21 protein-coding genes are annotated in these 22706 nt (G+C 70.8%); 13 read left to right on the top strand and 8 right to left on the bottom strand.

From position 1 onward, the window contains the following. Nucleotides 1-25 precede the first annotated feature (25 nt). The gene (locus JJI54_RS27110; protein WP_203076544.1) at nucleotides 26-478 is read right to left on the bottom strand and encodes an RrF2 family transcriptional regulator; all 453 of its coding nucleotides are present in this window, start codon (nucleotides 476-478) and stop codon (nucleotides 26-28) included. A gap of 138 nt (nucleotides 479-616) precedes the next feature. Between JJI54_RS27110 and cysK the strand changes: the two genes are divergently transcribed. Further along, nucleotides 617-1612, top strand: a complete 996-nt coding sequence (gene cysK / locus JJI54_RS27105) for a cysteine synthase A (RefSeq protein WP_203076543.1) — start codon at nucleotides 617-619, stop codon at nucleotides 1610-1612. 40 nt (nucleotides 1613-1652) lie between these two features. Here the strand turns inward: cysK and JJI54_RS27100 are convergent, their stop codons facing one another. From JJI54_RS27100 to JJI54_RS27075, 6 genes are all read right to left on the bottom strand, one after another. Further along, nucleotides 1653-3413: an ABC transporter transmembrane domain-containing protein gene (locus JJI54_RS27100; protein ID WP_203076542.1), complete on the bottom strand. Its 1761-nt coding sequence runs from the start codon at nucleotides 3411-3413 to the stop codon at nucleotides 1653-1655. A gap of 96 nt (nucleotides 3414-3509) precedes the next feature. Beyond that, on the bottom strand, nucleotides 3510-4829 hold the full coding sequence (locus tag JJI54_RS27095) for a TRAP transporter large permease (RefSeq protein WP_203076541.1): 1320 nt from the start codon (nucleotides 4827-4829) through the stop codon (nucleotides 3510-3512). Continuing rightward, nucleotides 4826-5344, bottom strand: a complete 519-nt coding sequence (locus JJI54_RS27090) for a TRAP transporter small permease (protein WP_203076540.1) — start codon at nucleotides 5342-5344, stop codon at nucleotides 4826-4828. The genes JJI54_RS27095 and JJI54_RS27090 overlap by 4 nt, the downstream gene beginning before the upstream one ends. A gap of 64 nt (nucleotides 5345-5408) precedes the next feature. Then, entirely contained in the window at nucleotides 5409-6407 is a 999-nt protein-coding gene (locus tag JJI54_RS27085; protein ID WP_203076539.1) for a TRAP transporter substrate-binding protein, read from the bottom strand. An 89-nt stretch (nucleotides 6408-6496) separates the two neighbouring features. After that, complete coding sequence (locus JJI54_RS27080) at nucleotides 6497-6934, bottom strand: MaoC/PaaZ C-terminal domain-containing protein (RefSeq protein WP_203076538.1); 438 nt, start codon at nucleotides 6932-6934, stop codon at nucleotides 6497-6499. Next, nucleotides 6931-8469 carry an acyl CoA:acetate/3-ketoacid CoA transferase gene (locus JJI54_RS27075; protein ID WP_203076537.1) on the bottom strand — a complete coding sequence of 513 codons (1539 nt, stop codon included), beginning with the start codon at nucleotides 8467-8469 and terminating at the stop codon, nucleotides 6931-6933. Before JJI54_RS27075 ends, JJI54_RS27080 begins: the two co-directional genes overlap by 4 nt. A 164-nt stretch (nucleotides 8470-8633) precedes the next feature. Here JJI54_RS27075 and JJI54_RS27070 point away from each other — a divergent pair, with 164 nt between their 5' ends. The 12 genes from JJI54_RS27070 (at nucleotide 8634) to JJI54_RS27015 (ending at nucleotide 21347) form a co-directional block, all read left to right on the top strand. Then, nucleotides 8634-9359, top strand: a complete 726-nt coding sequence (locus tag JJI54_RS27070) for an enoyl-CoA hydratase/isomerase family protein (protein WP_203076536.1) — start codon at nucleotides 8634-8636, stop codon at nucleotides 9357-9359. After that, a complete protein-coding gene (locus tag JJI54_RS27065) occupies nucleotides 9356-10363 on the top strand; it encodes a Gfo/Idh/MocA family protein (protein ID WP_203076535.1) in 1008 nt (335 codons plus the stop codon). Before JJI54_RS27070 ends, JJI54_RS27065 begins: the two co-directional genes overlap by 4 nt. Before the next feature lie 45 nt (nucleotides 10364-10408). Beyond that, a complete protein-coding gene (locus JJI54_RS27060) occupies nucleotides 10409-11395 on the top strand; it encodes an ABC transporter ATP-binding protein (RefSeq protein ID WP_203076534.1) in 987 nt (328 codons plus the stop codon). 16 nt (nucleotides 11396-11411) lie between these two features. Beyond that, nucleotides 11412-12083 (top strand): SDR family NAD(P)-dependent oxidoreductase, encoded by a 672-nt coding sequence (locus JJI54_RS27055; protein ID WP_318987592.1) that lies wholly within the window; start codon nucleotides 11412-11414, stop codon nucleotides 12081-12083. Next, the gene (locus JJI54_RS27050; RefSeq protein ID WP_203076532.1) at nucleotides 12080-12355 is read left to right on the top strand and encodes a (2Fe-2S)-binding protein; all 276 of its coding nucleotides are present in this window, start codon (nucleotides 12080-12082) and stop codon (nucleotides 12353-12355) included. The genes JJI54_RS27055 and JJI54_RS27050 overlap by 4 nt, the downstream gene beginning before the upstream one ends. Further along, entirely contained in the window at nucleotides 12352-13704 is a 1353-nt protein-coding gene (locus JJI54_RS27045; protein WP_203076531.1) for an NAD(P)/FAD-dependent oxidoreductase, read from the top strand. The genes JJI54_RS27050 and JJI54_RS27045 overlap by 4 nt, the downstream gene beginning before the upstream one ends. Before the next feature lie 5 nt (nucleotides 13705-13709). Beyond that, nucleotides 13710-14831 carry an NAD(P)/FAD-dependent oxidoreductase gene (locus JJI54_RS27040; protein ID WP_203076530.1) on the top strand — a complete coding sequence of 374 codons (1122 nt, stop codon included), beginning with the start codon at nucleotides 13710-13712 and terminating at the stop codon, nucleotides 14829-14831. Between the two features lie 50 nt (nucleotides 14832-14881). Then, nucleotides 14882-16444: an ABC transporter substrate-binding protein gene (locus JJI54_RS27035; RefSeq protein ID WP_203076529.1), complete on the top strand. Its 1563-nt coding sequence runs from the start codon at nucleotides 14882-14884 to the stop codon at nucleotides 16442-16444. Between the two features lie 103 nt (nucleotides 16445-16547). Beyond that, nucleotides 16548-17489, top strand: coding sequence for an ABC transporter permease (locus JJI54_RS27030; RefSeq protein ID WP_203076528.1), 942 nt, complete (start codon nucleotides 16548-16550; stop codon nucleotides 17487-17489). After that, complete coding sequence (locus JJI54_RS27025) at nucleotides 17486-18367, top strand: ABC transporter permease (RefSeq protein ID WP_203076527.1); 882 nt, start codon at nucleotides 17486-17488, stop codon at nucleotides 18365-18367. The genes JJI54_RS27030 and JJI54_RS27025 overlap by 4 nt, the downstream gene beginning before the upstream one ends. After that, nucleotides 18364-19335, top strand: a complete 972-nt coding sequence (locus JJI54_RS27020; RefSeq protein WP_203076526.1) for an ABC transporter ATP-binding protein — start codon at nucleotides 18364-18366, stop codon at nucleotides 19333-19335. Before JJI54_RS27025 ends, JJI54_RS27020 begins: the two co-directional genes overlap by 4 nt. A gap of 71 nt (nucleotides 19336-19406) precedes the next feature. Further along, nucleotides 19407-21347, top strand: a complete 1941-nt coding sequence (locus tag JJI54_RS27015; protein ID WP_203076525.1) for an oxidoreductase — start codon at nucleotides 19407-19409, stop codon at nucleotides 21345-21347. Between the two features lie 215 nt (nucleotides 21348-21562). On the opposite strand, the gene JJI54_RS27010 is transcribed toward JJI54_RS27015, so the two are convergent. Continuing rightward, nucleotides 21563-22528: a Bug family tripartite tricarboxylate transporter substrate binding protein gene (locus tag JJI54_RS27010; RefSeq protein ID WP_203076524.1), complete on the bottom strand. Its 966-nt coding sequence runs from the start codon at nucleotides 22526-22528 to the stop codon at nucleotides 21563-21565. Nucleotides 22529-22706 lie beyond the last annotated feature (178 nt).

Raw genomic sequence — 22706 nt, 5'->3', positions numbered from 1 at the left:
GCCCATCCGCCCGCCCCGGGGCGCGTCAGATCGCGAAGTTCAGCGGCTCCGTCGTCGGCCGCTTGAGCCCGGCGGCCTGGGCGCGCTTCAGCAGGTCATCCAGCGTCTGTGCCGCCAGGCGTTCCCGCAGCCCGTCCTCCAGCTCCCGCCACAGCGGCGCCACCACCGCCACCTGCAGCTTGCCGGAGAGGTCGCCGGGCATCGCCTCCGGCTCCTCCGTCACGGCGCTGACGATCTCGATCAGCTTGATGTCCCGCGGCCGCCGCCCCAGCCGGTAGCCCCCGCGCGGCCCGCGCACGCTGTCCAGCAGCCCGGTGCGCGACAGCGCCTGGAACACCGGCTCGATCCCCCGCCGCGCCGCGCCCATCCGCTCCGCCACCTCGGCACCGCCCGTCACTTCCCCCCCGCGCCCGGCGTGGAAGCCCACATCCAGCATCACGGCGATGGCGGTCATGACACGGTCCTGGCGGAGCAGCATTTTTCTCGATTCCCGCGCGTTGGAGACGAGGTTATTTACATCGTATCGACGTGATTTGCCAGCCCCGGCATGGACAGGCGCCCGGCGCCGGGCCAGAACACCCGCAGAAACGCCGCGCGCAGCCGAAGGCTCCCCTGCATGCCCGACCGTTCCAGCCGGAAGACCCCCCCCGCCGCCCGCGCCGCCGCCCCGCCCGCGGGGCGCGTGCATGGCAGCGTGCTCGACATCGTCGGCAATACGCCGATCGTCCGGCTGCCGCGGCTGGAGGCGAAGGAAGGCCTGGCCGCCCGCCTCGCCCTCAAGCTCGAATTCTTCAACCCGCTCGGCTCGGTGAAGGACCGCATCGGCCTGGCGATGGTGGAGGCCGCGGAGCGCGAGGGCCTGATCGCCCCCGGCCGCTCCACGCTGGTGGAGCCCACCTCCGGCAATACCGGCATCGCGCTGGCCTTCGTGGCCGCCGCCAAGGGCTATCGCCTGATCGTCGTGATGCCGGACGGCGCCAGCATCGAACGGCGCAAGATGATGAAGCTGATGGGGGCGGAGCTGGAACTCACCCCCGCCCGCCGCGGCATGGCGGGTGCCATCCAGCGCGCGGAACAGATCATCGCCGCCACCCCCGGCGCCTGGATGCCGAAGCAGTTCGACAACCCCGCCAACCCCGCGGTGCATGAGGCGACGACGGCCGAGGAGATCTGGGCCGACACCGCCGGCGATGTCGATGCCATCATCGGCGGCGTCGGCACCGGCGGCACCCTCACCGGCATCGCCCGGGCCCTGAAGCCGCGCCGCGCGACACTGCGCATCATCGGCGTGGAACCCGCCGAATCGGCGGTGCTGTCCGGCGAGGAAGCCGGGCCGCACGACATCCAGGGCATCGGCGCCGGCTTCCGCCCCTCCGTGCTGGAGTTGGAGAAGCTGGATGCCGTCATGCGGGTGTCGGAGCGCGAGGCCCTGGCCGCCGCCCGCGCCTGCGCGCGGGAGGAGGGGCTGCCCATCGGCATCTCCTCCGGCGCCGTGCTGCATGCGGCGCTGGAAGTGGCGCGCAACCCCGCCATGAAGGGCCGCCTGGTCGTCGGCATCGCCGCGAGCTTCGCCGAACGCTACCTCAGCACGAGGCTGTTCGAGGGCATCTGACCCCTGCCCCCGGGGGGGGAGCGGGGCAGGCGGCCCCGCCTCAGTTCTCCCCGAACTGCAGCGCCGCGAGCCGGGCATAGAGCCCGCCCTCCCGCACCAGCGCCTCATGCCGGCCGATGGCGACGATCCGCCCGGCCTCCATCACCACGATCCGGTCGGCATTGCGCACGGTGGCCAGGCGGTGGGCCACCACCAGCGTGGTGCGGCCCCGCGACAGCGCCTCCAGCGCCTGCTGCACCGCCTGCTCGCTTTCCGCATCCAGCGCGCTCGTCGCCTCGTCCAGCAGCAGGATCGGCGCATCGCGCAGGATGGCGCGCGCGATCGCGATCCGCTGCCGCTGCCCGCCGGAGAGCGTGACGCCCCGCGCGCCCAGATGCGTGTCGTAGCCCTGCGGCAGCTTCGCGATGAACCGGTCCGCCGCCGCCGCCTCCGCCGCCGCCCGCACCTCGGCATCGGATGCATCGGGGCGCCCGTAGCGGATATTCTCCGCCACGCTGGCGGAGAAGATCGCGGCATCCTGCGGCACGATGCCGATCCGCGCGCGCAGCGCCGCCGGATCCGCCTGGCTGACATCGACGCCATCCACCAGCACGCGGCCCGATTGCGGGTCGTAGAAGCGCAGCAGCAGCTGGAAGACGGTGGTCTTGCCGGCGCCGGAGGGTCCGACCAGCGCCACCGTCTCCCCGGGCTCGACCACCAGGGAGAAGCCGTCCAGCGCCGGCGCGTCCGGCCGCGTCGGGTAGCGGAAGCCCACCGCCTCGAAGGCCAGGCGCCCGGCCGCCGGCACGGGCAGCGCCACCGGGCTGGCCGGCGCGGCGATGGCGGGCTTCGCCGCCAGGATCTCCAGCAGCCGGTCCGCCGCCGCCGCCGCGCGCTGGATCTCGCCCCACAGCTCGCTCATCGTGGCGCTCGAGGAAGCCAGCAGCATGGCGTAGAAGACGAAGGCGGAGAGGTCGCCGCCCGTCATCCGCCCCTCCACCACATCCCGCCCGCCGACCCAGAGGCTGAAGGTGATGGCGCCGAAGCCGAAGAGGATGACGGCCAGGATCAACGCGGTGCGGGATGCGATGCGCCGCAGCGCCGCGGCGACGGAACGCTCCACCTCCGCCGCGAAGCGCCTGCGGTCCTGCGGTTCATGCGTGAAGGCCTGCACGATGCGCAGCCCGTTCAGCGCTTCCTCCGCCGTCGCGGCCAGGTCCGCCACGCGTTCCTGCGCGGTCTTGGACAGCCGCCGTTCCCGCCGCCCGAACAGCACCAGCGGCACCACCACCAGCGGCAGCACCACCAGCATGATGCCGGCCAGCTTGGCGCTGGTCGCCACCAGCATCACCAGCGCCCCCGCACCCGTGATGGCGTTGCGCAGCCCCATGGAGATGGCGGAGCCGATCAGGCTTTGAAGCAGCGCCACGTCGGCCGTCATGCGCGACAGGATGTCGCCCGTCCGCGCCGTCTCGAAGAAGGCCGGCGAGAGGGACAGCACATGGTCGAAGACCCGCCGGCGGAGATCCGCCGCCACCCGCTCCCCCAGCCAGGACACCAGGTAGTAGCGGGCGGAGGTCGCGACCGAGAGGACGGCGACGATGCCCCCCATGGCCAGCGCCGCGCTGTCCAGCCCCTCCGCGCCTTCGCTGAAGCCGTTGTCGATCAGCCCCTTCAGCCCCTGGCCGATGGCCAGCGTCATGGCCGCCGCCAGCAGCAGCGCGACGACGGCGCCGATGGCCCGTGGCAGGTAGGGGCGAAGCTGCGGCAGCAGCAGGCGCAGCGAGGTGATCGGTGCGCGGGCGGGGGAGGGGTTCGTCACCCGCCCAAGGTGGCGCTTCCCCCGCCCCTCGAAAAGCCCTCTCCCCCGCACGGTGGTGAGGGTTGGGTGAGGGAGGCGCCCCCACCCCTGGCAACCCTATTTGAGAAAATCCGGCTCGATCAGCCGCGGCAGCAGCAGCGCCATGTCCGGCCACAGGATCAGCGTCGCCAGCACCGCCAGCATCGGCACCAGCATGATCAGCGTGTCCTTCAGCGCATCCGTGATGCGGATGCCCGCCACCGAACAGGCGATCATCAGGCAGAGCCCATAGGGCGGCGTCACAAGCCCGAAGGCCAGCGACACGATGGAGATCATCGCGAAGTGGATGGGATGCAGCCCCGCATGTTCCGCCATGGGCTGCAGGATGGTGCCGACAATGATGATGGCCGGGATGGCATCCAGGAAGCAGCCGACGATCAGGAAGACGCCCGCGATGAAGAAGCCCGTCAGCGCCGGCCCCATGTCCCAGGCGATGACGCCCGACAGCATCGCCTCGGGGATCTTGTAGTAGGCCAGCAGCCAGCCGAAGGCGGAGGCGGTGCCGACGCAGAACAGCGTGATGCCGGACAGCTTGCCCGTATCCATGAAGGCGGTCTTCAGCCCCTTCAGGTCCATCTCCCGGTAGACGAAGATGGACAGCGCGCCGGCATAGAGCACGGCGATGCAGGCCGCTTCCGTCGCCGTGAACCAGCCGAAGATCTTGCCGCCGATGATGATGAAGGGCGTCATCAGCGCGGGCACGGAAACGATGAAGGAGGCGATGAATTCCCTGAACGTCGCCCGCGTATAGGTCGGGTAATTCCGGATCTTCGCATAGACATGCACGGTGGCCATCTGCGCCACGCCGATCAGCAGCCCCGGCAGCACGCCCGCCAGGAACAGCCCGCCGATCGAGACCGTCAGCACGCCGCCCCAGACGATCATCAGGATGGAGGGCGGGATGATGACGGCGAGCACCGCGGAGACGGCGGTGATGGCGACGGAGAAGCTGTCATCATACCCCTCCTTCCGCTGCGCATCGATGAAGATCTTGGACTGGCTGGCCGCATCCGCGGTCGAGCTGCCGGAGATGCCCGCGAAGAAGATCGAGAGCACGACGTTGATCTGCGCGAGGCTGCCCGGCATGTGGCCGACGATGGCGCGGGAGAAGCGGACCAGCCGGTCCGTGATGCCGCCGATGTTCATCAGGTTCGCGGCCAGCAGGAAGAAGGGCACCGCGATCAGGATGAAGCTGTTGAAGCCGTTGAAGGTCTCCTGCACCAGGATCATGGGCCAGAGGCGGTCTTCCAGCAGCAGCGGCGGCAGGCAGGCCAGGCCGAGCGCGATGGCAACCGGCACGCGCAGGAAGAGCAGCCCGAAGAAGCCGCCGAACAGGAACGCCGCGGCCTGCCCGGCCGTGAGGGTGGAGGCCATCATGCGCGGGGTTCCTCGGCACCGGTCAGCACCGCCAGGTCATCCCAGACGCGCTCCGCCATGAAGATCAGGAAGCTCAGCCCCGCGACGGGCCAGGCGATGTAGATGGTCCAGAGCGGAAGTTCCGCCAATTCGCTGATGCGGTACCAGGCGCTGTCGGTGAATTCCCAGCCATACCAGACGAAGATCACCGCGAAGACCACGACGAAGAACCCCGCCAGCAGGTCGGCCGCCGCGCGGCCACGGCCCTTGAGGTTCGGGAAGAGGTCCACGTTGAAATGCGTGCCCTCCCGGATCGCGACCATGGCGCCGACCATCACGGTCCAGACCAGCAGGAAGCGGCTCGCCTCCTCCGTCCAGATGTAGCGCGGCAGCAGCTCCGTGAAGCGCGCGAAGATCTGCAGCGCCACGGGCGGGATGATGCTGGCGACCGAGAAGACCAGCAGCCATTCCAGGAAGCGGGCATAGAGTTCGTTGAAGCGTCGAAGGGCGCCACGAACGCCGGATTGCGGCGCCATGCGGTGTATTCCTTGCAGGGGCGGGACAGGAAGCGGGGTGGCACGCGCCACCCCGCGGATCGCCTTACGAGGTGATGGCGTTGATGCGGGTCTGGATGCCCTCGGCATCGATCTCCCGCGCATAGGCCGCCATCACGGGCAGCACGGCGGCGTTCATCTGCGCGCGCTCCGTGAAGGGAATGCGCCGCAGCCGGCCCGCGGCTTCCAGTGCCGCCACCTTCTGCTCATCCTCGCTGCTCTCGGTCTGGCGGCCGAAGACGCCGGCCTCCTTGCCCGCGCGGCGGATCGCCTCCTGCAGCTCCCGCGGCAGGCGCGCCAGCGTCTGGGAGGAGAAGCAGAGCGGCCGGATGGTGATGGCGTGCTGCGTCATCAGCAGGTTCGGCCCCACCTCGAAGAACCGCATCTGCTCGACGCCCGCGGCCTCGTTCTCGCCGGCCTCGATGACGTTGTTCTGGATGGCGTTGTACACCTCGTTATAGGCGATGACCTGCGGCGCCATGCCGATCGCCTGGAAGGTGCGGGACCAGATCGGCGCGCCCTGCACGCGCACGCGAAGCCCGCGCAGCTCCGCCATGTTGCGGGCGGGGCGGGAGGAGAAGATGTTGCGGATGCCGCCGCCGGCATAGCCGATCAGCTCCACCCGGGCGCGGCGCGCCACCTCATCCGCCACCGGCTTGAACAGGTCCTGGTCCAGCACCGTGTTCCAATGGGCGAGGTCGCGGAACAGGAAGGGCGCGTCGATGAAGGGGGCGGCGCGGCTGAAGGTGGACATGTGGGCGGGGCTGACGATGGCGTAGTCCACCGCGCGGCCGGCCGACATGTATTCGAAGAACTGCTTCTCCAGCCCCAGCGAGCTGTTCTTGTGCATCACGAAGTTGATCGGCCGGCCGTAATACTGCTTCACCAGCTCCTCGAACCGCGTCATGCAGCGGTTGAAGACGTGCTCGTCATTGAACTGGCTGGCGCCGTTCAGCGTGATCGGGGCCTGGGCGATGACGACATTCGGTGCGGCCAGCAGGCCGGAGGCAGCGGCGATGCCGCCGAGCAAGGCGCGACGTTCCATGGACTATCTCCCCATTGTTCGGCCGGGTCATGCGCCCGGCTCTGGAGGGGAAGGCTAGCGCGGTCCCGGCCCGCTTGGGAACCGCCCAGTTACCGGGATTCCGCCACCCATTTGAGGATATGCCGCGCCACCAGGCAGCGCGTCCCATCGGCCTTCACCACCTCGCACGCCGCCTCGCTGCGGCCGCGCACCGGGTCGATGCTTTCCACCATGTAATGCGCCGTCAGCACATCCCCCACGAAGACCGGCGCCAGGAAGCGCACGCGGTCATAGCCGAGGGAGACGGGCACGCCCTCCGCCCCGCCCGCGATGGCGCGGTGCGCGATGCGCGACGCGGTGGAGGAAAGCAGCCCCAGCACCAGCGCCCCATGCGCGATCCGCTGGCCGTAGGCGGTGCGGGCCGCATAGGCCTCGTCCACATGCAGCGGGTCGTGGTCCCCGGTGATCTCGGCGGTCAGCAGCAGGTCGCGCTCCGTCACCGCCTTGGTGAAGCTCTCCGCCGCCCCCGCCTCGATGCCCAGGATCACAGCGCCGCCAGCCGCGGGTTCACGGGCTTGCCCGGCTTCGCCGCGATCTCCGCCTTCAGCCCCATCGGCTCTGGCGCGAACAACCGCGCATCCATCGCCCGCAGGCCGGGCGCCACCGCCGGGCGGAATCCCATCCGCGCCGCGATGTCCTCCACCGTCAGCCCCGGCGCGATCTCCACCAGTTCCGGCCCGGCATCCCCCAGCCGGAACACCGCGCACTCCGTCACATACAGCACGGGCTGCCCCCGCTCGCGCGCATAGGCGCCGGCGAAGGTGATCTGCTCCACCTGTGCCACCGCCTTGGGCTTGCCACCCGCCGTCAGCGTGCCGCCGAACACCACCCGCTTCGCGTTCTGGCTGATGTTGATGAAGCCCCCCGGCCCGATCAGCTTGTCCCCGAAGCGGGAGACATTGACGTTCCCCGCCGCATCGAATTCCGCGAAGGAGAGGAAGGCGAGGTCGAGCCCGCCGCCATCGTAGAAGTCGAACTGGTAGGGCTGGTCGAGCTGCGCATCCGGGTTCATCGCCGCCCCCGCATCGCCCCCGCTCGCCGGCGCGCCGCCGACATTGCCCTGTTCATTGGTCAGGCAGATGGCGTCCAGGCACCCTTCCTCCGCCGCCACATTGGCGATGCCGGTGAAGATGCCGGAACCGAGGTTGCAGATGGCGCGCGGAAACAATTCCAGCGCCCCCCTTCGCGCCACCACTTTTCGCGAATCCTGCTTCAGGACCGGGATGTCATCCAGCGGGATGCGCAGCTCCCCCGAATAGGCGGTGGAATAGGGCACCAGGAAGGTCTGCTCCTGCGCCGGCTCCACCACCACCAGGTCCACCAGGATGCCCGGGATCTTCACCATCTTCGGATGCAGCGTGCCGCGCGCGGCCATGCGCTTCACCTGCACCACCACGATGCCGCCGCAGCGCTTCGTCGCCTGCGCCTCGCTCAGCATCTCCAAGGTCACCGCCTCCTGCTCCATGGAGACGTTGCCATCCTCATCCGCCGTGGTGCCGCGGAGGAAGGCGATGTCGATGTGGTAGGGCTTGTAGAACAGCATCTCCTCGCCCCGCACCACCTCCAGCGTCACGAGGTCTTCCTTCGCGGAGGCGCTCTGCCGCCCGCCCTGCAGGCGCGGATCGACGAAGGTGTGCAGCCCGGTCTTGGTGAACAGCCCCATCCGCCCCGCCGCCATCTCCCGCATCAATTGCGACAGCGCGCCCTGCGGCAGGGACCAGGCCTCGATCTCATCGTCCAGCGCCATGCGCCCCACGGGCGGGCTGTTGACGAAGCTGCCTGCGATGTTGCGCCGCAGCAGCCCCTTCTGCGCCAGATGCCCCATCCCGCGCTGGCCGCCATCGCCCACCCCCACGGGGTGCAGCGCCGTGATGCCGCGCGGCAGCCCCTCATCCCGGAAGCGCTGGCCGAGCGCCGCCAGCAGCGCATCCGGCACCGCATGCCCGCCGCCCGACCCGCCGATCAGCAGCGTGTCGCCATCCCGCACCAGCGATGCCGCCTGCGCCGCCGAGACCCTGCGCATCCCGCCCATTCCCTCCGAGTGATTTGCCGCTAAAGCACTATCGGTTCACACTGAATCAGTGTGAACCGATAGTGCTTTAGAAACAACAGCTTCTACAGCACGAGATCTGTCCATTCGGACAGATCGTGCTGTAGGCTATCCCGCGACAACGGGGATGGAAACGGATGGACGGGCAGGTCCTGCTGCATCGGGAAGGGGCGGTCGCGCGCCTGACGCTGGATCGCCCCGCCAAGCACAACGCCATCACCAACGGGATGGCCGAACAGCTTTCCGACCACGCTCGCACGATCAACGCGGATGACACGATCCGCGCCGTGCTGCTGGAAGGCGCCGGCCCGCGCGCCTTCTGCGCCGGCATGGACCTCAAGGCCATCGAGGCCTTCCCGACCGCCTGGGATTTCCGCCATCGCCCGGACTATCCGGGCGCCGTGCGGTCCATCCGCAAGCCCGTCGTCGCGGCGCTGAAGGGCTGGGCGCTGGGCGGCGGGTTCGAACTGGCGCTGGCCGCCGATATCCGCCTCGCCGCCCCCTCCACCCGCATCGGCTTCCCGGAGGTCACGCGGGGATGGGTCGGCGGCGGCGGCGCCTCCCAGCTCCTTCCCCGTCTCATCGGCACCGGCCAGGCGCTCCGCCTGCTCCTCACCGGTGACACCATCGATGCCGGGGAAGCGCTCCGCCTCCGCCTGGTCGAACAGCTGGTGGCGGAGGAGGCGCTGCACGACGCCGCCATGGCCCTCTGCGCCAGGCTGGCCAGCCATTCCCCCGTCGCCACCCAGGCCGTGAAGGCCGCGGTGCGGCACGCGATGGAGGCGCCGCTCAGCGCCGGCCTCGCCTACGAAAACGAACTCAACGTCCTCTGCCTCGCGGCGCTCCGGGAGACATCAGCATGATCCGCGTCGGACTGGCCGGCCTCGGCATGGCCGCGCAGCCCCATATGCTCGCGCTGCGGGACCTGGAGGCGGCGGGCCAGGTCCGCATCGCCGGCGGCTTCTCCCCCAGCGCCGATCGTCGCACGGCCTTCGCCACCCGCTGGTCCGTGCCGGTCTTCGACAGCCTGGATGCGCTGATCGCCGCCAGCGACCTGCTGCTGGTGCTGACACCGCCCGGCGCGCATCTCCCCATGGTCCAGGCCGCCGCCGCCGCCTGCCGCCATGTGCTGGTGGAGAAGCCGCTCGAGATCACCGCGGAGCGCGCCCAGCGCCTGCTCGACGCCGCGGCCGGCATCACCCTCGCGGTGGTGTTCCAGCACCGCTTCCGCCCCGCCTCGCTCCGCCTGAAGCAGGCCATCGACTCCGGCGCGCTCGGGAAATTGCTCTCCTGCTCCGCCTCCATCCGCTGGTGGCGCGATGCCGCCTATTTCGCCCAGCCGGGGCGGGGGATGAAGGCGCGGGATGGCGGCGGCGTGCTGCTGACGCAGTCCATCCACACCCTCGATCTGCTGCTGCACCTCGCCGGCCCCGTGGACCGCCTGGCCGCGCTCGCCGTCACCAGCCCGCTGCGGTCCATCGATACGGAGGACATCGCCGCCGCCACGCTCCACTTCGCCAGCGGCGCCATCGGCGTGTTGGATGCCACCACGGTCGCCGAGCCCGGCTTCCCCGAGCGCATCGAGATCGCGGGCACCGGCGGCAGCGCGGTCCTCGTCGCCGAACGGCTGGAACTCCACCTCAAGGGCCAACCGGTCGAGATCCTCGACCGTGGCCTCGCCGGCGGCGGCGGCGCGGACCCCATGGCCTTCGACCACGGCCCCCACCGTTCCATGATCGCGGAGGTCCTGGGCGCGATCGCGGAAAAACGTCCACCCAGCAACAGCGGCGCCTCCGGTCTTTCCGTCCAGCGGACGATCGAGGCCATCCTGCGCAGCGCGCGAGAGGGAAGTTTCGTCACGCTCTAGTCACCCGCTTGAAGCCCGCGCGGGGCTGGCGCAACGTGGCGGGGCATGGACAGACCGGCCCTCGAACTCATCGGCCTCCGGACCGAATTCCGCATCGGCGGGCGCTGGCACCCCGCCGTGCGGGACCTGTCGCTGCGCCTCAACCGGAACGAGACGCTGGCCCTGGTCGGCGAAAGCGGTTGCGGCAAATCCGTCACCGCGCTCTCCGTCATGGGGCTGGTGCAGCCGCCTTATGGCCGCGTCGCCGCCGGCCGCATCGTGCTGGATGGGCAGGACATCGCGGGCCTGACGGAAAAGCAGCTGGAATCCGTCCGCGGCAACCGCATGGCGATGATCTTCCAGGAGCCGATGACCAGCCTGAACCCGGTCATGACCGTCGGCGACCAGGTGGCGGAGGCGCTGCGCCTGCATCGGGGCCTGGACCGCAAGGCGGCCCTGGCCCGGGCGCGGGAGCTGTTCGAGGAGGTGAAGATCCCCTCCGCCGCCACGCGCCTCTCGGAATACCCGCACCAATTCTCCGGCGGCATGCGCCAGCGCGTGATGATCGCGATCGCGCTGGCCTGCGAACCGGCCGTGCTGCTGGCGGATGAGCCGACCACCGCGCTCGACGTCACCATCCAGGCGCAGGTGCTCGGCCTGCTGGCCGACCTCCGCGCGAAATACGGCATGGCGGTGGTCTTCATCACCCACAACCTCGGCGTCGTCGCGCAGATCGCGGATCGCGTCGCCGTCATGTATGCCGGGGAGATCGTGGAGCAGGGCCCGGTCGAGGCCATCTTCGCCAGCCCCCAGCATCCCTATACGCGGGCGCTCTTCTCCGCGATCCCGCGCCTCGATGCCGCGGGCCAGGCGCTCTCCGCCATTCCGGGCCGCGTGCCGCCGCTGGATGCCATGCCGGCCGGCTGCCGCTTCGCCGCGCGCTGCCCGCAGCGCCGCGCGGGGTGCGAGCAGGAACAGGTCCTGGCAGAGACCGCCCCCGGCCACGCCGCCCGCTGCCACGTCGCGACAGGGAAGGTCTTCGCCAGTGCTTGATCCAGTGGGCAGGGTCGTGTTGATCACCGGTGCCACCCGCGGCATCGGGCGGGAGATCCTGCGCCGCCTGCACGGCTCCGGCTGGCTCGTCTCCGCCGGCATCCGGGGCAGCGCCTCGAAGCTCGCCGCCGGGCCGGACCTCATGCTCCACCCCTGGGATGCGGAGCAGGAGGGGGCCTCGGAAGCCTGGGTCGCCGCCGCCATGGCCCGCTTCGGCCGGATCGACGCCGTGGTGAACGCCGCCGGCATCAACCCCATGGGCCGGCTGCTGGACGCGGACGAAACCCCCATCGACCAGCAATGGCGGGTGAACGTGAAGGGGCCAATGCGGCTGATCCGCGCCGCCTGGCCGCATCTGGTGGCCGGCGGGCAGGGCAGGGTGGTGAACCTCGCCTCCCTCTCCGGCAAGCGCGTGGCCAATGAGAATCTGGGCTACGCCATGAGCAAGTTCGCCGTGGTGGCCCTGACGCAGGAGGTCCGGCGCCTCGGCTGGGAACATGGCATCCGCGCCACCGCGGTATGCCCCGGCTTCGTCGCCACCGACATGACCGCCAAGGCGAAATGGCCGCGGGAGGCGATGAGCCGGCCGGAGGATGTGGCCGTGCTGGTGGAGACGGTGCTGCGCCTGCCGAACTCCGCAACTGTCGGGGAGATTAAGGTTAATTGCCGTTTCGAGGCGCTGGCATGACCGTCACGCGCCTGGTGGACCAGGACCGGCCCGCCATCGCCTTCACCGTGGACGGCGCCGAGATCGTTGCAAAACAAGACGATACGCTGCTGACGGCCATGCTGGCGGGCGGCCTGGCCCATGTGCGGACCAGCGAATTCGGGGATGGCGGCCGGGCCGGCTTCTGCTGGATGGGCGCCTGCCAGGATTGCTGGGTTCTGGTGGAGGGCTCTGGAATCCGGCGCGCCTGCACCACATTGGCGGCACCAGGGATGAAGGTGATCCGTCGATGAAGAGTGTTGTCGTGGTTGGCGCCGGCCCGGCCGGCATCCGCGCCGTGGAACAGCTGGTCCGGTCGGGCCTCCGCCCGATCTGGATCGAGGAAAGCCCCGATGGCGGCGGCCGCATCACCCAGCGCCCGCCGGCCGGCTTCCAGCGCGATGCCGCCTCGCTCTACGGCGCCGATTCCGGCCGCGCGAAGCGCCTCCACGCCACGCTCGATGCCATGAAGGCCCGGTCGGATTGGCGCCCGGATACGCTGGTCTGGAACATCCGCCCGGAAACCCGCACGCTCCAGACCCTTACCGGCGGCAACCAGCAGGGGGAGGTCAGCTACGACGCCCTCATCCTCTGCACCGGCGCGGTGGACCGCGTGGTGCCCATGCCGGGCTGGACCATGCCCGGCGTCACCACGCTGGGCGGCGCGCAGGTCGCCCTCAAGGCCCAGGGGGTGGGCATCGGCATGTCCCCCGTGCTGGTCGGCAGCGGCCCGCTGCTGATCCTGACGGCCCTGCAATACATCAAGGCCGGCGCCAAGCCCGCCCTGGTGCTGGACACCACCCCCTTCCTCCAGAAGGCGTGGGAGACCTCCGGCCTGCTCTGGAACACGCCCACCTTCCTGCGCGGCGTGCTGATGGACCTCCGCCTGCGCCTCTCCGGCGTGCCCTATGTGGAGGATGCGACCCCGATCGCGATCGAGGGTGATACGGCGGTCACCGGGCTGCGCTGGCGCGATTCCGGCTGGAAGGAACACGTCACCCCCTGCGACGCCGTCGCGCTGGGCTGGGGGCTGAAGCCCGAAAGCCAGCTGGCGGACCTGGCCGGCGTGCCCTTCGACTACGACACGAAGCAGCAGAACTGGGTGCCCCGCCGCGATTCCGCCGGCCGCACCCCCGTGCCCGGCGTCTTCCTGGCCGGTGACGGCGCGGGGATCGGCGGCGCGGAGGTCGCGGAACTCGCCGGCGCCCGCGCGGCGCTCGCCCTGCTGGCCGATGCCCATCTGCCTTCCGACGCCGCGCTGACCGTCCACCTGGATACGCGTCTGCGCACGGAGGCCCGCTTCCGCGCCGCGCTCGACCGCGCCTTCCCCTATCCCGCCAAGCTCGCGGCCAAGATGGCGGACAGCGTCTCGGTCTGCCGCTGCGAGGTGATCAGCGCCGGCGAACTCCGCGCCGCCGCGGCGGCCGAGGCGCCGGAGATGAACCGCGCCAAGGCCTTCTCCCGCGTCGGCATGGGCCGCTGCCAGGGCCGCCTCTGCGGCCCGCCGGCCGCCGAGGTTCTGGCCGATGCGCTGGGCGTGAAGGTCGATGCGGTCGGCCGCCTGCGCGGCCAGCCCCCCGTGAAACCCATACCCGTTCAGTAGGCCGGATGCAGCAGGACGCCGAGGTCATCATCATCGGGGGCGGCGGCGCAGGAACCTCCGCCGCCCTTCACCTGGCGCTCCGCGGCGTCCCCACCATCCTGCTGGAACGTGGCCTGGTCGGCAGCCAGGCCACGGGGTCCAACTACGGCGGCGTCCGCCAGCAGGGCCGCCACCCCGCCGGCCTGCCGCTCGCCATCAAGTCCCGCGCCATCTGGGCGCGGCTGCCCGAACTGACCGGCACCGACGCCGAATTCGACCCCTGCGGCCACCTCAAGCTCGCCCGCAGCGAGGCCGAGGAGCAGTCCCTGCTGGACTGGAACGCCAAGGCCGCCGAATTCGGCCTGCGCCCGCGCATGATCGGCCGCAACGCGATCCGCGAGCTGCACCCCTATTTCAGCGACACCGTCATCGCCGGCAGCCTGATGGAGGAGGATGGCAGCGCCAATCCCCGCCTGCTGGCCCCGGCCCTGGCCCGCGCCGCCAAGGCCGCCGGCGCCAGCATCCGCGAACACCACGCCGTCACCGCCATGGCGCATGACGGGGCGCTGTTCCATGTGACGGCCAATGGCCAGGACTTCCGCGCCCCCTGGCTGCTGAACTGCGCCGGCTTCTGGGGCGGCGAGGTCGCGGCCAGGTTCGGGGAGCCCGTGCCGGTCGCGCCCCTACACCCCAACATGCTGGTGACGGAGCCGCTGCCCTATTTCCTCCGCAACAGCCTGGGCGTCGTCGGCGGCGACCTCTACCTTCGCCAGATCCCCCGCGGCAACGTCATCTTCGGCGGCGGGCACGGGGAGGGGGATGAGGCCGCGCTCAGCGTGCGTCCCACCCCGCAGGCCAGCTTCGGCGCCATGCAGCGCGCCATCGCCGTGCTGCCCGCGCTGCGCGATGCCATGGTCATCCGGTCCTGGTCTGGCACCGATGGCCAGATGCCCGACAAGTTTCCCGTCATCGGCGCGTCGCACACGACGCCCGGCCTGTTGCATGCCTTCGGCCTTTGCGGCGAAGGTTTCCAGACCGGGCCCGGCATCGGCGCCGTGCTCTCGGAACTGGTGATGGATGGCCGCACCGACGTGCCGCTCGATGCCTTCGACATCGGGCGTTTCCGGGTGCAGTCTGTCGCGGCGTGAAGGAACACGGCCCCGAAGGGGCCATCGACTGGGACGGGGAAGGCAAGGCAATGCGAGGATTCAAGTCGGCGCTGCTCGGCAGCGTGATGGCGCTGGCGGCGGCCATCGGCACGGTGCCGAAGGACGCCCAGGCGCAAGGCCAGACGCTGCGCGTCGGCATGGCGGCGCAGGATGTCGGGCGGCTCGACCCGCATTTCGCCGTCTCCACCATTGACCGCGTGGTCGTGGCCTGGATGTTCAACGGGCTTGTCCGCTTCAAGCCCGGCTCCATCGATCCCTCCGAGATCGAGCCCGACCTGGCCGAGCGCTGGGAGAGCAGCGCGGATGGCAAGACCTGGACCTTCCACCTGCGCCGCGGCGTGCAGTTCCATGGCGGCTTCGGGGAGCTGACGGCGGAGGACGTGGTCTTCAGCCTCGGCAAGTCCGGCACCGCCGCGACCTCCGCCTTCGCCGCGGATTTCCGTGCCTTCGAGAAGGTGGAGGCGGTCGATCCCTACACCGTCCGCATCACGCTGCGGGAGAACGTGCCGAGCCTGCTCGGCATCCTCACGAACTACTCCGGCGGCTACATCGTCAGCCGCCGCGCGGTGCAGGAACGCGGCGACGCCTTCGCCCGCAACCCGATCGGCACCGGCCCCTTCGCGCTGGATCGCGTCACGCCGAACCAGTCCGCCGAACTCGTCGCGCACCAGCAATATTTCCGCGGCGCGCCGCAGCTCGCCCGCATCTCCTACCGCTTCATCCCCTCCGACGCCTCCCGCGACCTGGCCTACCAGAACCGGGAGCTGGACGTGAATTACGGCCGCGCGGACCAGACCTGGCTGAACCGCACGCGGCAGATCCCCAACACCGTGGTCGATGTCTTCGAGCCCGGTGAACTCGCGATCCTCAACCTCAACACCCGCCAGCCCCCCTTCAACGACATCCGCGTCCGCCGCGCCCTCGCCCATGCCGTGAACCGGGCGGAGCTGGTGCGCTTCCGCGGCCAGGACGTGACGCGCGAAGGGCAGAGCCTGGTGCCGCGCGGCTATCTCGGCTTCTCCAACGCCACGCCGCTGCTGCCCTTCGACAGCAACCGCGCCCGCGCCCTGCTGGCGGAGGCCGGGCATCCCAACGGCCTGACCATCCGCGTCATCCACACCCAGCTGCCGGAGATGCTGACCATGATGCAGGTGGTGCAGCAGCAGCTGCGCCGGTCCGGCATCACGCTCGACCTGCAGGTGGTGGAGCACGCGACCTGGCACCAGCAGATCCGCCAGGACCTTTCGCCGCTCGTCTACTACTCCGCCGCGCGCTTCCCGGTGGCGGACATCTACCTGACGCAGTTCTACCACGGCCGTTCGCGCGTGCAGACGCCGACGGCGGTGACGAACTTCTCCCATTGCGACCAGGCCGACAGCCAGATCGACGCGGCGCGCGTCTCCACCAACCTGGAGGAGCAGCGCCGCCTCTGGGCGGAGGCGCAGAAGATCCTGCTGGAGAATGTCTGCGGCGTGCCGCTGCTGGAAACCCTGCTGGTCTTCGCCCGCCGCGACAATGTGGACTACGGGTATGAGCTGAAGGGCAGCATGTCGCTCGGCCCGCTCATCACCGAAGCGACGCGCATCCGGTGATGCGAACCTCCCCCACCCCCAACGTGACTGCTCCCTCCCCCGCGCTTGCGGGTGAGGGTCGGGGTGGGGGTTGCGCGCACCTTGGCCGGATCGCGCCCACCCCATGATGGGCTTCGTCCTCCGCCGTCTCCTCGCCGCCATCCCGACGCTGATCGCGGTGCTGACGCTGGTCTTCGTCATCGTCCGCATCGTCCCGGGCGACCCCGCCCTGGTCATCCTCGGCGACCAGGCGACACCGGAGGCGGTGGCCGCGCTGCGCACCCGCCTCGGCCTCGATGCCTCGCTCTGGGAACAGTATTTCCGCTTCATCGGCAATGCGCTGATGGGCGATTTCGGCAACTCCATGGTGACCAACCGCCCCATCATGGCGGAGGTCTCGGCCGTGCTGCCCCACACCATCGACCTGACGGTCGGCGCGATGATCTTCGGCATCATCGTCGGCGTCCCCGTCGGCATCTGGGCCGCGCTGCACCGCAACGGCATCATCGATGTCGGCGCGCGCATCCTCTCCCTGATCGGCCTCAGCTTCCCCGTCTTCGTCTCCGGCATCTTTCTCCTGCTGGCCTTCGCCCTCCATTGGAGGATCTTTCCGGTCATCGGCAGCGCGAACCTGGAAGACTACGGCGACCGCCTGCACAAGCTGATCCTGCCCGCCATCACCCTCGGCCTGGTCATGGCCGCCTACATCACGCGCGTGACGCGCAGCGCCATGCTGCAATCGCTGGGCGAAGACTACATCCGCACCGCCCGCGCCAAGGGCGTGCCCTGGCGCCGCGTGGTCTGGGTGCATGGGTTGCGCAACGCCTCCATCCCCATCGTCACCGTCGTCGGCCTCTATGTCGGCATCCTGCTCGGCAATTCCGTGCTGACGGAGATCGTCTTCAACCGCCCCGGCCTCGGCAAGATCATCGTCGGCGCGCTGAACCAGCGGGACTACACGATGCTCCAGGGCCTGATGGTCATCTACTGCTTCCTCATCGTCGTGGTGAACCTCATCACCGACCTGCTCTACGGAATCCTCGACCCGCGGGTGAAGCAGGCATGAGCGACAGCGCCGCAGAACTCGTCGCCCCCGCCGCCATCCCCGCCTGGAAGCGGGCGCTCGGCAAGGCGCGCAGCAACCCCACCACCCTGGCCGGCGCGCTGATCTGCCTGGCCATCGTGCTGGCCGCCGTGCTGGCCCCCTGGCTCGCGCCGCATGACCCCGCGGAGCAGGACATCATCAGCCGCCTGCAGCCGCCCTCCGCCGATTACTGGCTCGGCACCGACCAGTTCGGGCGCGACATCCTCTCCCGCCTCATGTGGGGCGCGCGCATCTCGCTCACCGTCTCGCTCGGCGCCATCGCCGCCGCCATGGTCATCGGCGGCGCCATCGGCCTCGTCTCCGGCTATATCGGCGGCAAGTTCGACCTCTTCGTCATGCAGGTGATGGACGTGCTGCTGTCCTTCCCCTCGCTGATCCTCGGCCTCATCGTCGTGGCGCTGCTGGGGCCGGAACTCGTCAACCTCGTCGTCGCCATCGCGCTCACCGCCATCGCCCCCTTCGCCCGCGTCGCCCGCGCGCCGACACTCGCCTTGAAGGAACGTGCCTTCGTGGAGGCCGGCCGCGCGCTCGGCTTCAGCCACACCCGCATCCTCTTCCGCCACATCCTGCCGAACATCCTGTCGGAGGTGATGGTGATGGGCACGCTCTGGCTCGCCACCGCCGTGCGCGTGGAGGCCTCGCTCAGTTTCATCGGCCTCGGCGTGAAGCCGCCGACGCCCACCTGGGGCGGCATGACGCGCGACGGGTTCGAGAACATCCTCGACGCCCCCTGGCTCGCCGTCTTCCCCGGCATCGCCATCCTGCTGCTGGTGCTCGGCCTCAACATGGTCGGCGACGGCCTGCGCGACGCGACCGACCCGAAGCTCCGCAACGAATGACCGCCCCCGTCCTCGAGGTCGCGAACCTCCGCAAGCATTTCGTCTCCAAGAAGGGCTTCCCCACGCCGAAGACCGTCACGGTCCGCGCGGTGGAGGATGTCTCCTTCACCATCCACCAGGGCGAGGCCTTCGGCCTGGTCGGCGAATCCGGCTGCGGCAAATCCACCGCCGCCCGCGCGCTGCTCCGCCTGATCGAGCCCGATGGCGGCACCATCCGCTGGAAGGGGGAGGATGTGCTGGCCGCGCGCGGCCCCGCGCTGAAGGCGCTGCGGCGCCGCATGCAGATCGTCTTCCAGGACCCCTATTCCTCCCTCGACCCGCGCCAATCCATCGGCTCCGCCCTGATGGAGCCCATGCAGGTCCATGGCATCGCAACCGGCGCTGAAGCCCGCCGCCGCGCCGGCGCGCTGCTGGAGGAAGTGGGCCTGCCGGCCGCCGCGCTCGACCGCTTCCCGCATGAATTCAGCGGCGGCCAGCGCCAGCGCATCGGCATCGCCCGCGCCCTGACGGTGGAGCCGGAGCTGATCGTCGCGGATGAACCCGTCTCCGCCCTCGATGTCTCGGTGCAGGCGCAGGTGCTGCTGCTGATGCAGGAACTCCGCCAGCGCCGTGGCCTCAGCTTCCTCTTCGTCAGCCACGACCTCAGCGTCATCCGCTGGTTCTGCGACCGCGTCGCGGTCATGTATCTCGGCCGCATCGTGGAGGAAGGTCCGGCGTCGCGCGTCCTGGCGAACCCGCTGCACCCCTACGCCCAGATGCTGCGCGATGCCTCGCCCCTGCCGGACCCGTCCCGCCGCGGCGTGCTGCCCCGCATCATCGGGGAGATTCCCTCCGCCGCGAACCCGCCCCCCGGCTGCCCCTTCCACCCCCGCTGCATCCACGCCATGCCCCAATGCGCCCGCGACATGCCCGCCTGGACCAGCGCGGGCGAGGGCCAGGGCGGCGTCGCCTGCCACCTGCACGCCTGAAGGCCCTCGGGGGTTGGGGGAGGGGGGGCTCCCCTCGATCAGTGCCTGTCCAGGAAACGAAGAAGAAGAAGATGCTCTTCACCCCCATCACCCTCGCCGGCCGGCGGCTTCGCAACCGCATCGCCTATGCCGCCATGTCCACGCGCTTCCCCGCCGGCGGCCGCGTCACCGACACGCTCATCAACCACCTCGCCGCCCGCGCCGCCGGCGGCGCGGCGATGGTGATCACCGAAGCCCTCTGCGCCGCCCCCTCCGCCGCCACCCCCGTCCGCATCGCCGCTTATGACGAAGCGACGCGCCCGGGGCTGGAGAAGCTCGCCACCGCCATCGCCCGCCACGGCGCCCTGCCCATCGGCCAGCTCTGGCATGGCGGCAGCGCCCATCACGGCGCGCGCGGCCTCGATAGCGTCGGTGCCTCCCCGGTCGCGGATGGCATGTCCTGGACCGTGCCCCGCACCCTCACCGCCGCCGAGATCGAAGGCCTGGTCGAGGACTACGCCGACACCGCCCATCGCCTGCTGCGCGCCGGCTTCGCGGGGGTGGAGGTCTCCGCCGCCCATGGCTTCCTGCCCCTCCAGTTCCTCTCCCCCGTCACCAACCGCCGCAGCGACGATTGGGGCGGGGACATCGCCGGCCGCACCCGCTTCACGCGGGCGATCCTGCGCGCCATCCGCGCCCGCTGCGGCGCCGGCTTCGTCATCGCCCTCAAGATGCCGGCGCATGATTTCGTCCCCGGCTCCATCGACCAGGCGGAGGCCGCGCGCCTGGTCGCCGCCATCGTCGCCGATGCGCCGCCGGACGCGTTGACCTTCAGCCAGGGCAGCCACGCCCATGGCTGGGCGCTGCACCGCCACGCGCCGGACATGCACGAACCCGTCGCCCCCTATCGCGACCTGGTCGCCGCGATGCGTGCCGCCGCCGGCCCCGTGCCCATCGGCTTCATCGGCCGCGTGCCGACGCCCGCCCTGGCGGAGGAATTGCTGGCCGAGGGCACCGCCGACCTCATCATGCTGGCGCGCCCCCTGCTGGCCGATCCCTTCTGGCCCGCCAAGGCGGAGGCCGGGCAAGAGGCCGCCATCACCCCCTGCATCCACTGCAACACCTGCTGGGGGGAGATCCATCGCGGCGCGGCCATCGCCTGTTCCGTGAACCCGCATATCGGCACGCCCCGCGATGCCGCCCCCGCCGTGCCCCGCGCCCCGGCGGCGAAGCGCGTCGTCGTGGTCGGTGCCGGCATGGCGGGGCTGCAGGCCGCGACGGCGGCGGCGGAGCGTGGCCATGCCGTCACGCTGCTCGGCACTGGCCAGGGCGGCGCCGCCGCGCTGCATGCGCGGCTGCCCGGCTGCGGCGATATCGGCCTGGCCGTCGCGCAATCCCTGCGCCGCGCCCGCGCCGCCGGCGTCGATTGCCGCCTCGGCGCCCCCGCCACGGCCGATGACGTGCTGGCGCTCCGCCCCGATGCGGTGGTGCTCGCCACCGGCGCCACCATGGTCCCGCCCCCCGGCTTCACCGACCAGGACGGCACCGCCCTCGACATCCGCGCCGCGAGCGCGGCCCTGCTGGCCGACCCCACCCGCCGCGGCAGCCTGGCCGTGGTCTTCGACATGGATGCGACGCCCGGCGCCTATGACGCCACGCTGCTCATCGCGCTCCACTTCGACCGCGTGATGCTGGTCACGCCGCGGGAGGTGATCGCCCGCGACAGCCCCGTCCTCACCATGCAGGCCATCCATCGCCGCCTGGCCGCGGCCAAGGTCTGGATCATGACCTGCCAGGAACCCATCCGCCTCTCGCGCGGCGCCCTCACGCTCCGCCATCTGCTGACGGGGGCGGAGACGGAGATCCCCGGCGTCTCCCTCTTCGCCCATGCCACGCCCCGCACGCCGCGCGACGATCTGCTGGCGCCGCTGCGCGCCGCCGGCGTGCCGGTCCGCGCCGTGGGGGATGCGCTGGCGCCGCGCCTGATGATGTCCGCGGTGCGCGAAGGCCAGGCGGCCGGCGAAGCCGCCTGACCCCCAACCCTCTCCCCCCAACGGGGGGAGAGGGTCGGGTGAGGGGGGCCACCGCCCCTACCCGATCAGGATATAGGCATTATTTCCTTGCAGGGCGCGCCCGTGCCAGGGCATCATCCCCCTCGCCAAACGCCACGCTTGCGCCCGGCCATTCCCTGACCGCCCGTTCAGCGAACCCAGTCACCGCGGCCAGGATATCCTGACCGCGCGGTCAGCTAATCCACCCGCGCGCCGGACAGCTCCACCGCCCGCTTCCACTTCTCCAGCTCCCGCCGGTGGAAGGCCGTGGTCGTCGCGGGGTCGCTCGCCACCACCGTCGCGCCCAAATCGAGCAGCCGGTCCCGCACCTGCGGCCGGTTGAGCGAGATCCGGATCTCCGCCGACAGCCGCTCGATGAAGGGCGCCGGCGTGCCCGTGGGCGCGAAGAAGATCACCCAGGCCGCGGCATCGAAGCCCGGCACCGTCTCCGACACCGCCGGCACCTCCGGGATCTTCGGCGACCGCTCGGCGGAGGTCACGCCGATCGCCCGCAACTGCCCGCCGGAGAGGAAGCCGGGGAGGGAGGGCAACCCCTCCACCGCCACCTGCACCTCATCCTGCATCACCGCCTGCACCGCCTGGGTGCCGCCGCGGAAGGGCACATGCACCATGTCGATGCCGGTCGCGGCGCGCAGCAGCTCCACCGCCAGATGCGCCGTCGATCCGGCGCCGGAGGACCCGTAGTTCAGCGCCCCCGGCCGGGCCCGCGCCGCCGCCACCAGGTCCGCGATGCTGCGGATCGGCCCGTTCGGGTTCACCACCACCACCTGGGGGAAGGACACGGTATGCGACACCGCCACGAAATCCCGCGTGGCGTCATAGGGCAGGGTGCGGAACAGGAAGGGGTTGATGCCCATGGTGCCCGGGGATCCGACGAGCAGCGTCTGCCCATCCGGCCGCGACCGCGCCACGAATTCCGTGCCGATATTGCCGGAAGCGCCCGTCCGGTTGTCCACCAGGAATTGCTGGCCCAGCCGCTCCGAGAGGTCCGTCGTCACCAGCCGCGCCACCACATCGGTCGCGGACCCCGCGGTGAAGGGGTTCACCAGCCGCACCGGCCGGTCCGGCCAGGGCGCCTGCGCCCCGGCGCCCTTCAGCGCGGGCAGGGCAAGGGCAGCGGCAAGCAGGCTGCGTCGGAACATGGTCAGGCACCCCCGGTTTGGCGCGCCAACTGCGCCGCCGCCCACGGCCCCTGTCAAGCAGGACAGAGCCCTCTCCCCCCATCGGGTGGTGAGGGGGCATCACCAGAAGCGGAAACGGGATCAGTCACTTACCGCCAGCAGATCGGTGGTGAGGGCTTCGCCCTCTCCACACCCCACC

It is taken from the genome of Falsiroseomonas ponticola (assembly GCF_016805305.1).
Classification (GTDB): domain Bacteria; phylum Pseudomonadota; class Alphaproteobacteria; order Acetobacterales; family Acetobacteraceae; genus Falsiroseomonas; species Falsiroseomonas ponticola.
The sequence above is the reverse complement of the archived record's forward strand: the minus strand, read 5'-3'. Positions and strand labels throughout refer to the sequence as shown.

Excerpts from the sequence above, each read along its gene's own strand:
- JJI54_RS27020 (WP_203076526.1), top strand. The coding sequence starts at position 18,364 with ATGACCGCCCCCGTCCTCGAGGTCGCGAACCTCCGCAAGCATTTCGTC.
- cysK (WP_203076543.1), top strand. The coding sequence starts at position 617 with ATGCCCGACCGTTCCAGCCGGAAGACCCCCCCCGCCGCCCGCGCCGCC.
- JJI54_RS27030 (WP_203076528.1), top strand. The coding sequence starts at position 16,548 with ATGATGGGCTTCGTCCTCCGCCGTCTCCTCGCCGCCATCCCGACGCTG.
- JJI54_RS27035 (WP_203076529.1), top strand. The coding sequence starts at position 14,882 with ATGCGAGGATTCAAGTCGGCGCTGCTCGGCAGCGTGATGGCGCTGGCG.
- JJI54_RS27060 (WP_203076534.1), top strand. The coding sequence starts at position 10,409 with ATGGACAGACCGGCCCTCGAACTCATCGGCCTCCGGACCGAATTCCGC.
- JJI54_RS27085 (WP_203076539.1), bottom strand. The coding sequence starts at position 6,407 with ATGGAACGTCGCGCCTTGCTCGGCGGCATCGCCGCTGCCTCCGGCCTG.
- JJI54_RS27025 (WP_203076527.1), top strand. The coding sequence starts at position 17,486 with ATGAGCGACAGCGCCGCAGAACTCGTCGCCCCCGCCGCCATCCCCGCC.
- JJI54_RS27110 (WP_203076544.1), bottom strand. The coding sequence starts at position 478 with ATGCTGCTCCGCCAGGACCGTGTCATGACCGCCATCGCCGTGATGCTG.
- JJI54_RS27065 (WP_203076535.1), top strand. The coding sequence starts at position 9,356 with ATGATCCGCGTCGGACTGGCCGGCCTCGGCATGGCCGCGCAGCCCCAT.
- JJI54_RS27050 (WP_203076532.1), top strand. The coding sequence starts at position 12,080 with ATGACCGTCACGCGCCTGGTGGACCAGGACCGGCCCGCCATCGCCTTC.
- JJI54_RS27090 (WP_203076540.1), bottom strand. The coding sequence starts at position 5,344 with ATGGCGCCGCAATCCGGCGTTCGTGGCGCCCTTCGACGCTTCAACGAA.
- JJI54_RS27075 (WP_203076537.1), bottom strand. The coding sequence starts at position 8,469 with ATGCGCAGGGTCTCGGCGGCGCAGGCGGCATCGCTGGTGCGGGATGGC.
- JJI54_RS27040 (WP_203076530.1), top strand. The coding sequence starts at position 13,710 with ATGCAGCAGGACGCCGAGGTCATCATCATCGGGGGCGGCGGCGCAGGA.
- JJI54_RS27095 (WP_203076541.1), bottom strand. The coding sequence starts at position 4,829 with ATGATGGCCTCCACCCTCACGGCCGGGCAGGCCGCGGCGTTCCTGTTC.
- JJI54_RS27070 (WP_203076536.1), top strand. The coding sequence starts at position 8,634 with ATGGACGGGCAGGTCCTGCTGCATCGGGAAGGGGCGGTCGCGCGCCTG.
- JJI54_RS27045 (WP_203076531.1), top strand. The coding sequence starts at position 12,352 with ATGAAGAGTGTTGTCGTGGTTGGCGCCGGCCCGGCCGGCATCCGCGCC.
- JJI54_RS27015 (WP_203076525.1), top strand. The coding sequence starts at position 19,407 with ATGCTCTTCACCCCCATCACCCTCGCCGGCCGGCGGCTTCGCAACCGC.
- JJI54_RS27010 (WP_203076524.1), bottom strand. The coding sequence starts at position 22,528 with ATGTTCCGACGCAGCCTGCTTGCCGCTGCCCTTGCCCTGCCCGCGCTG.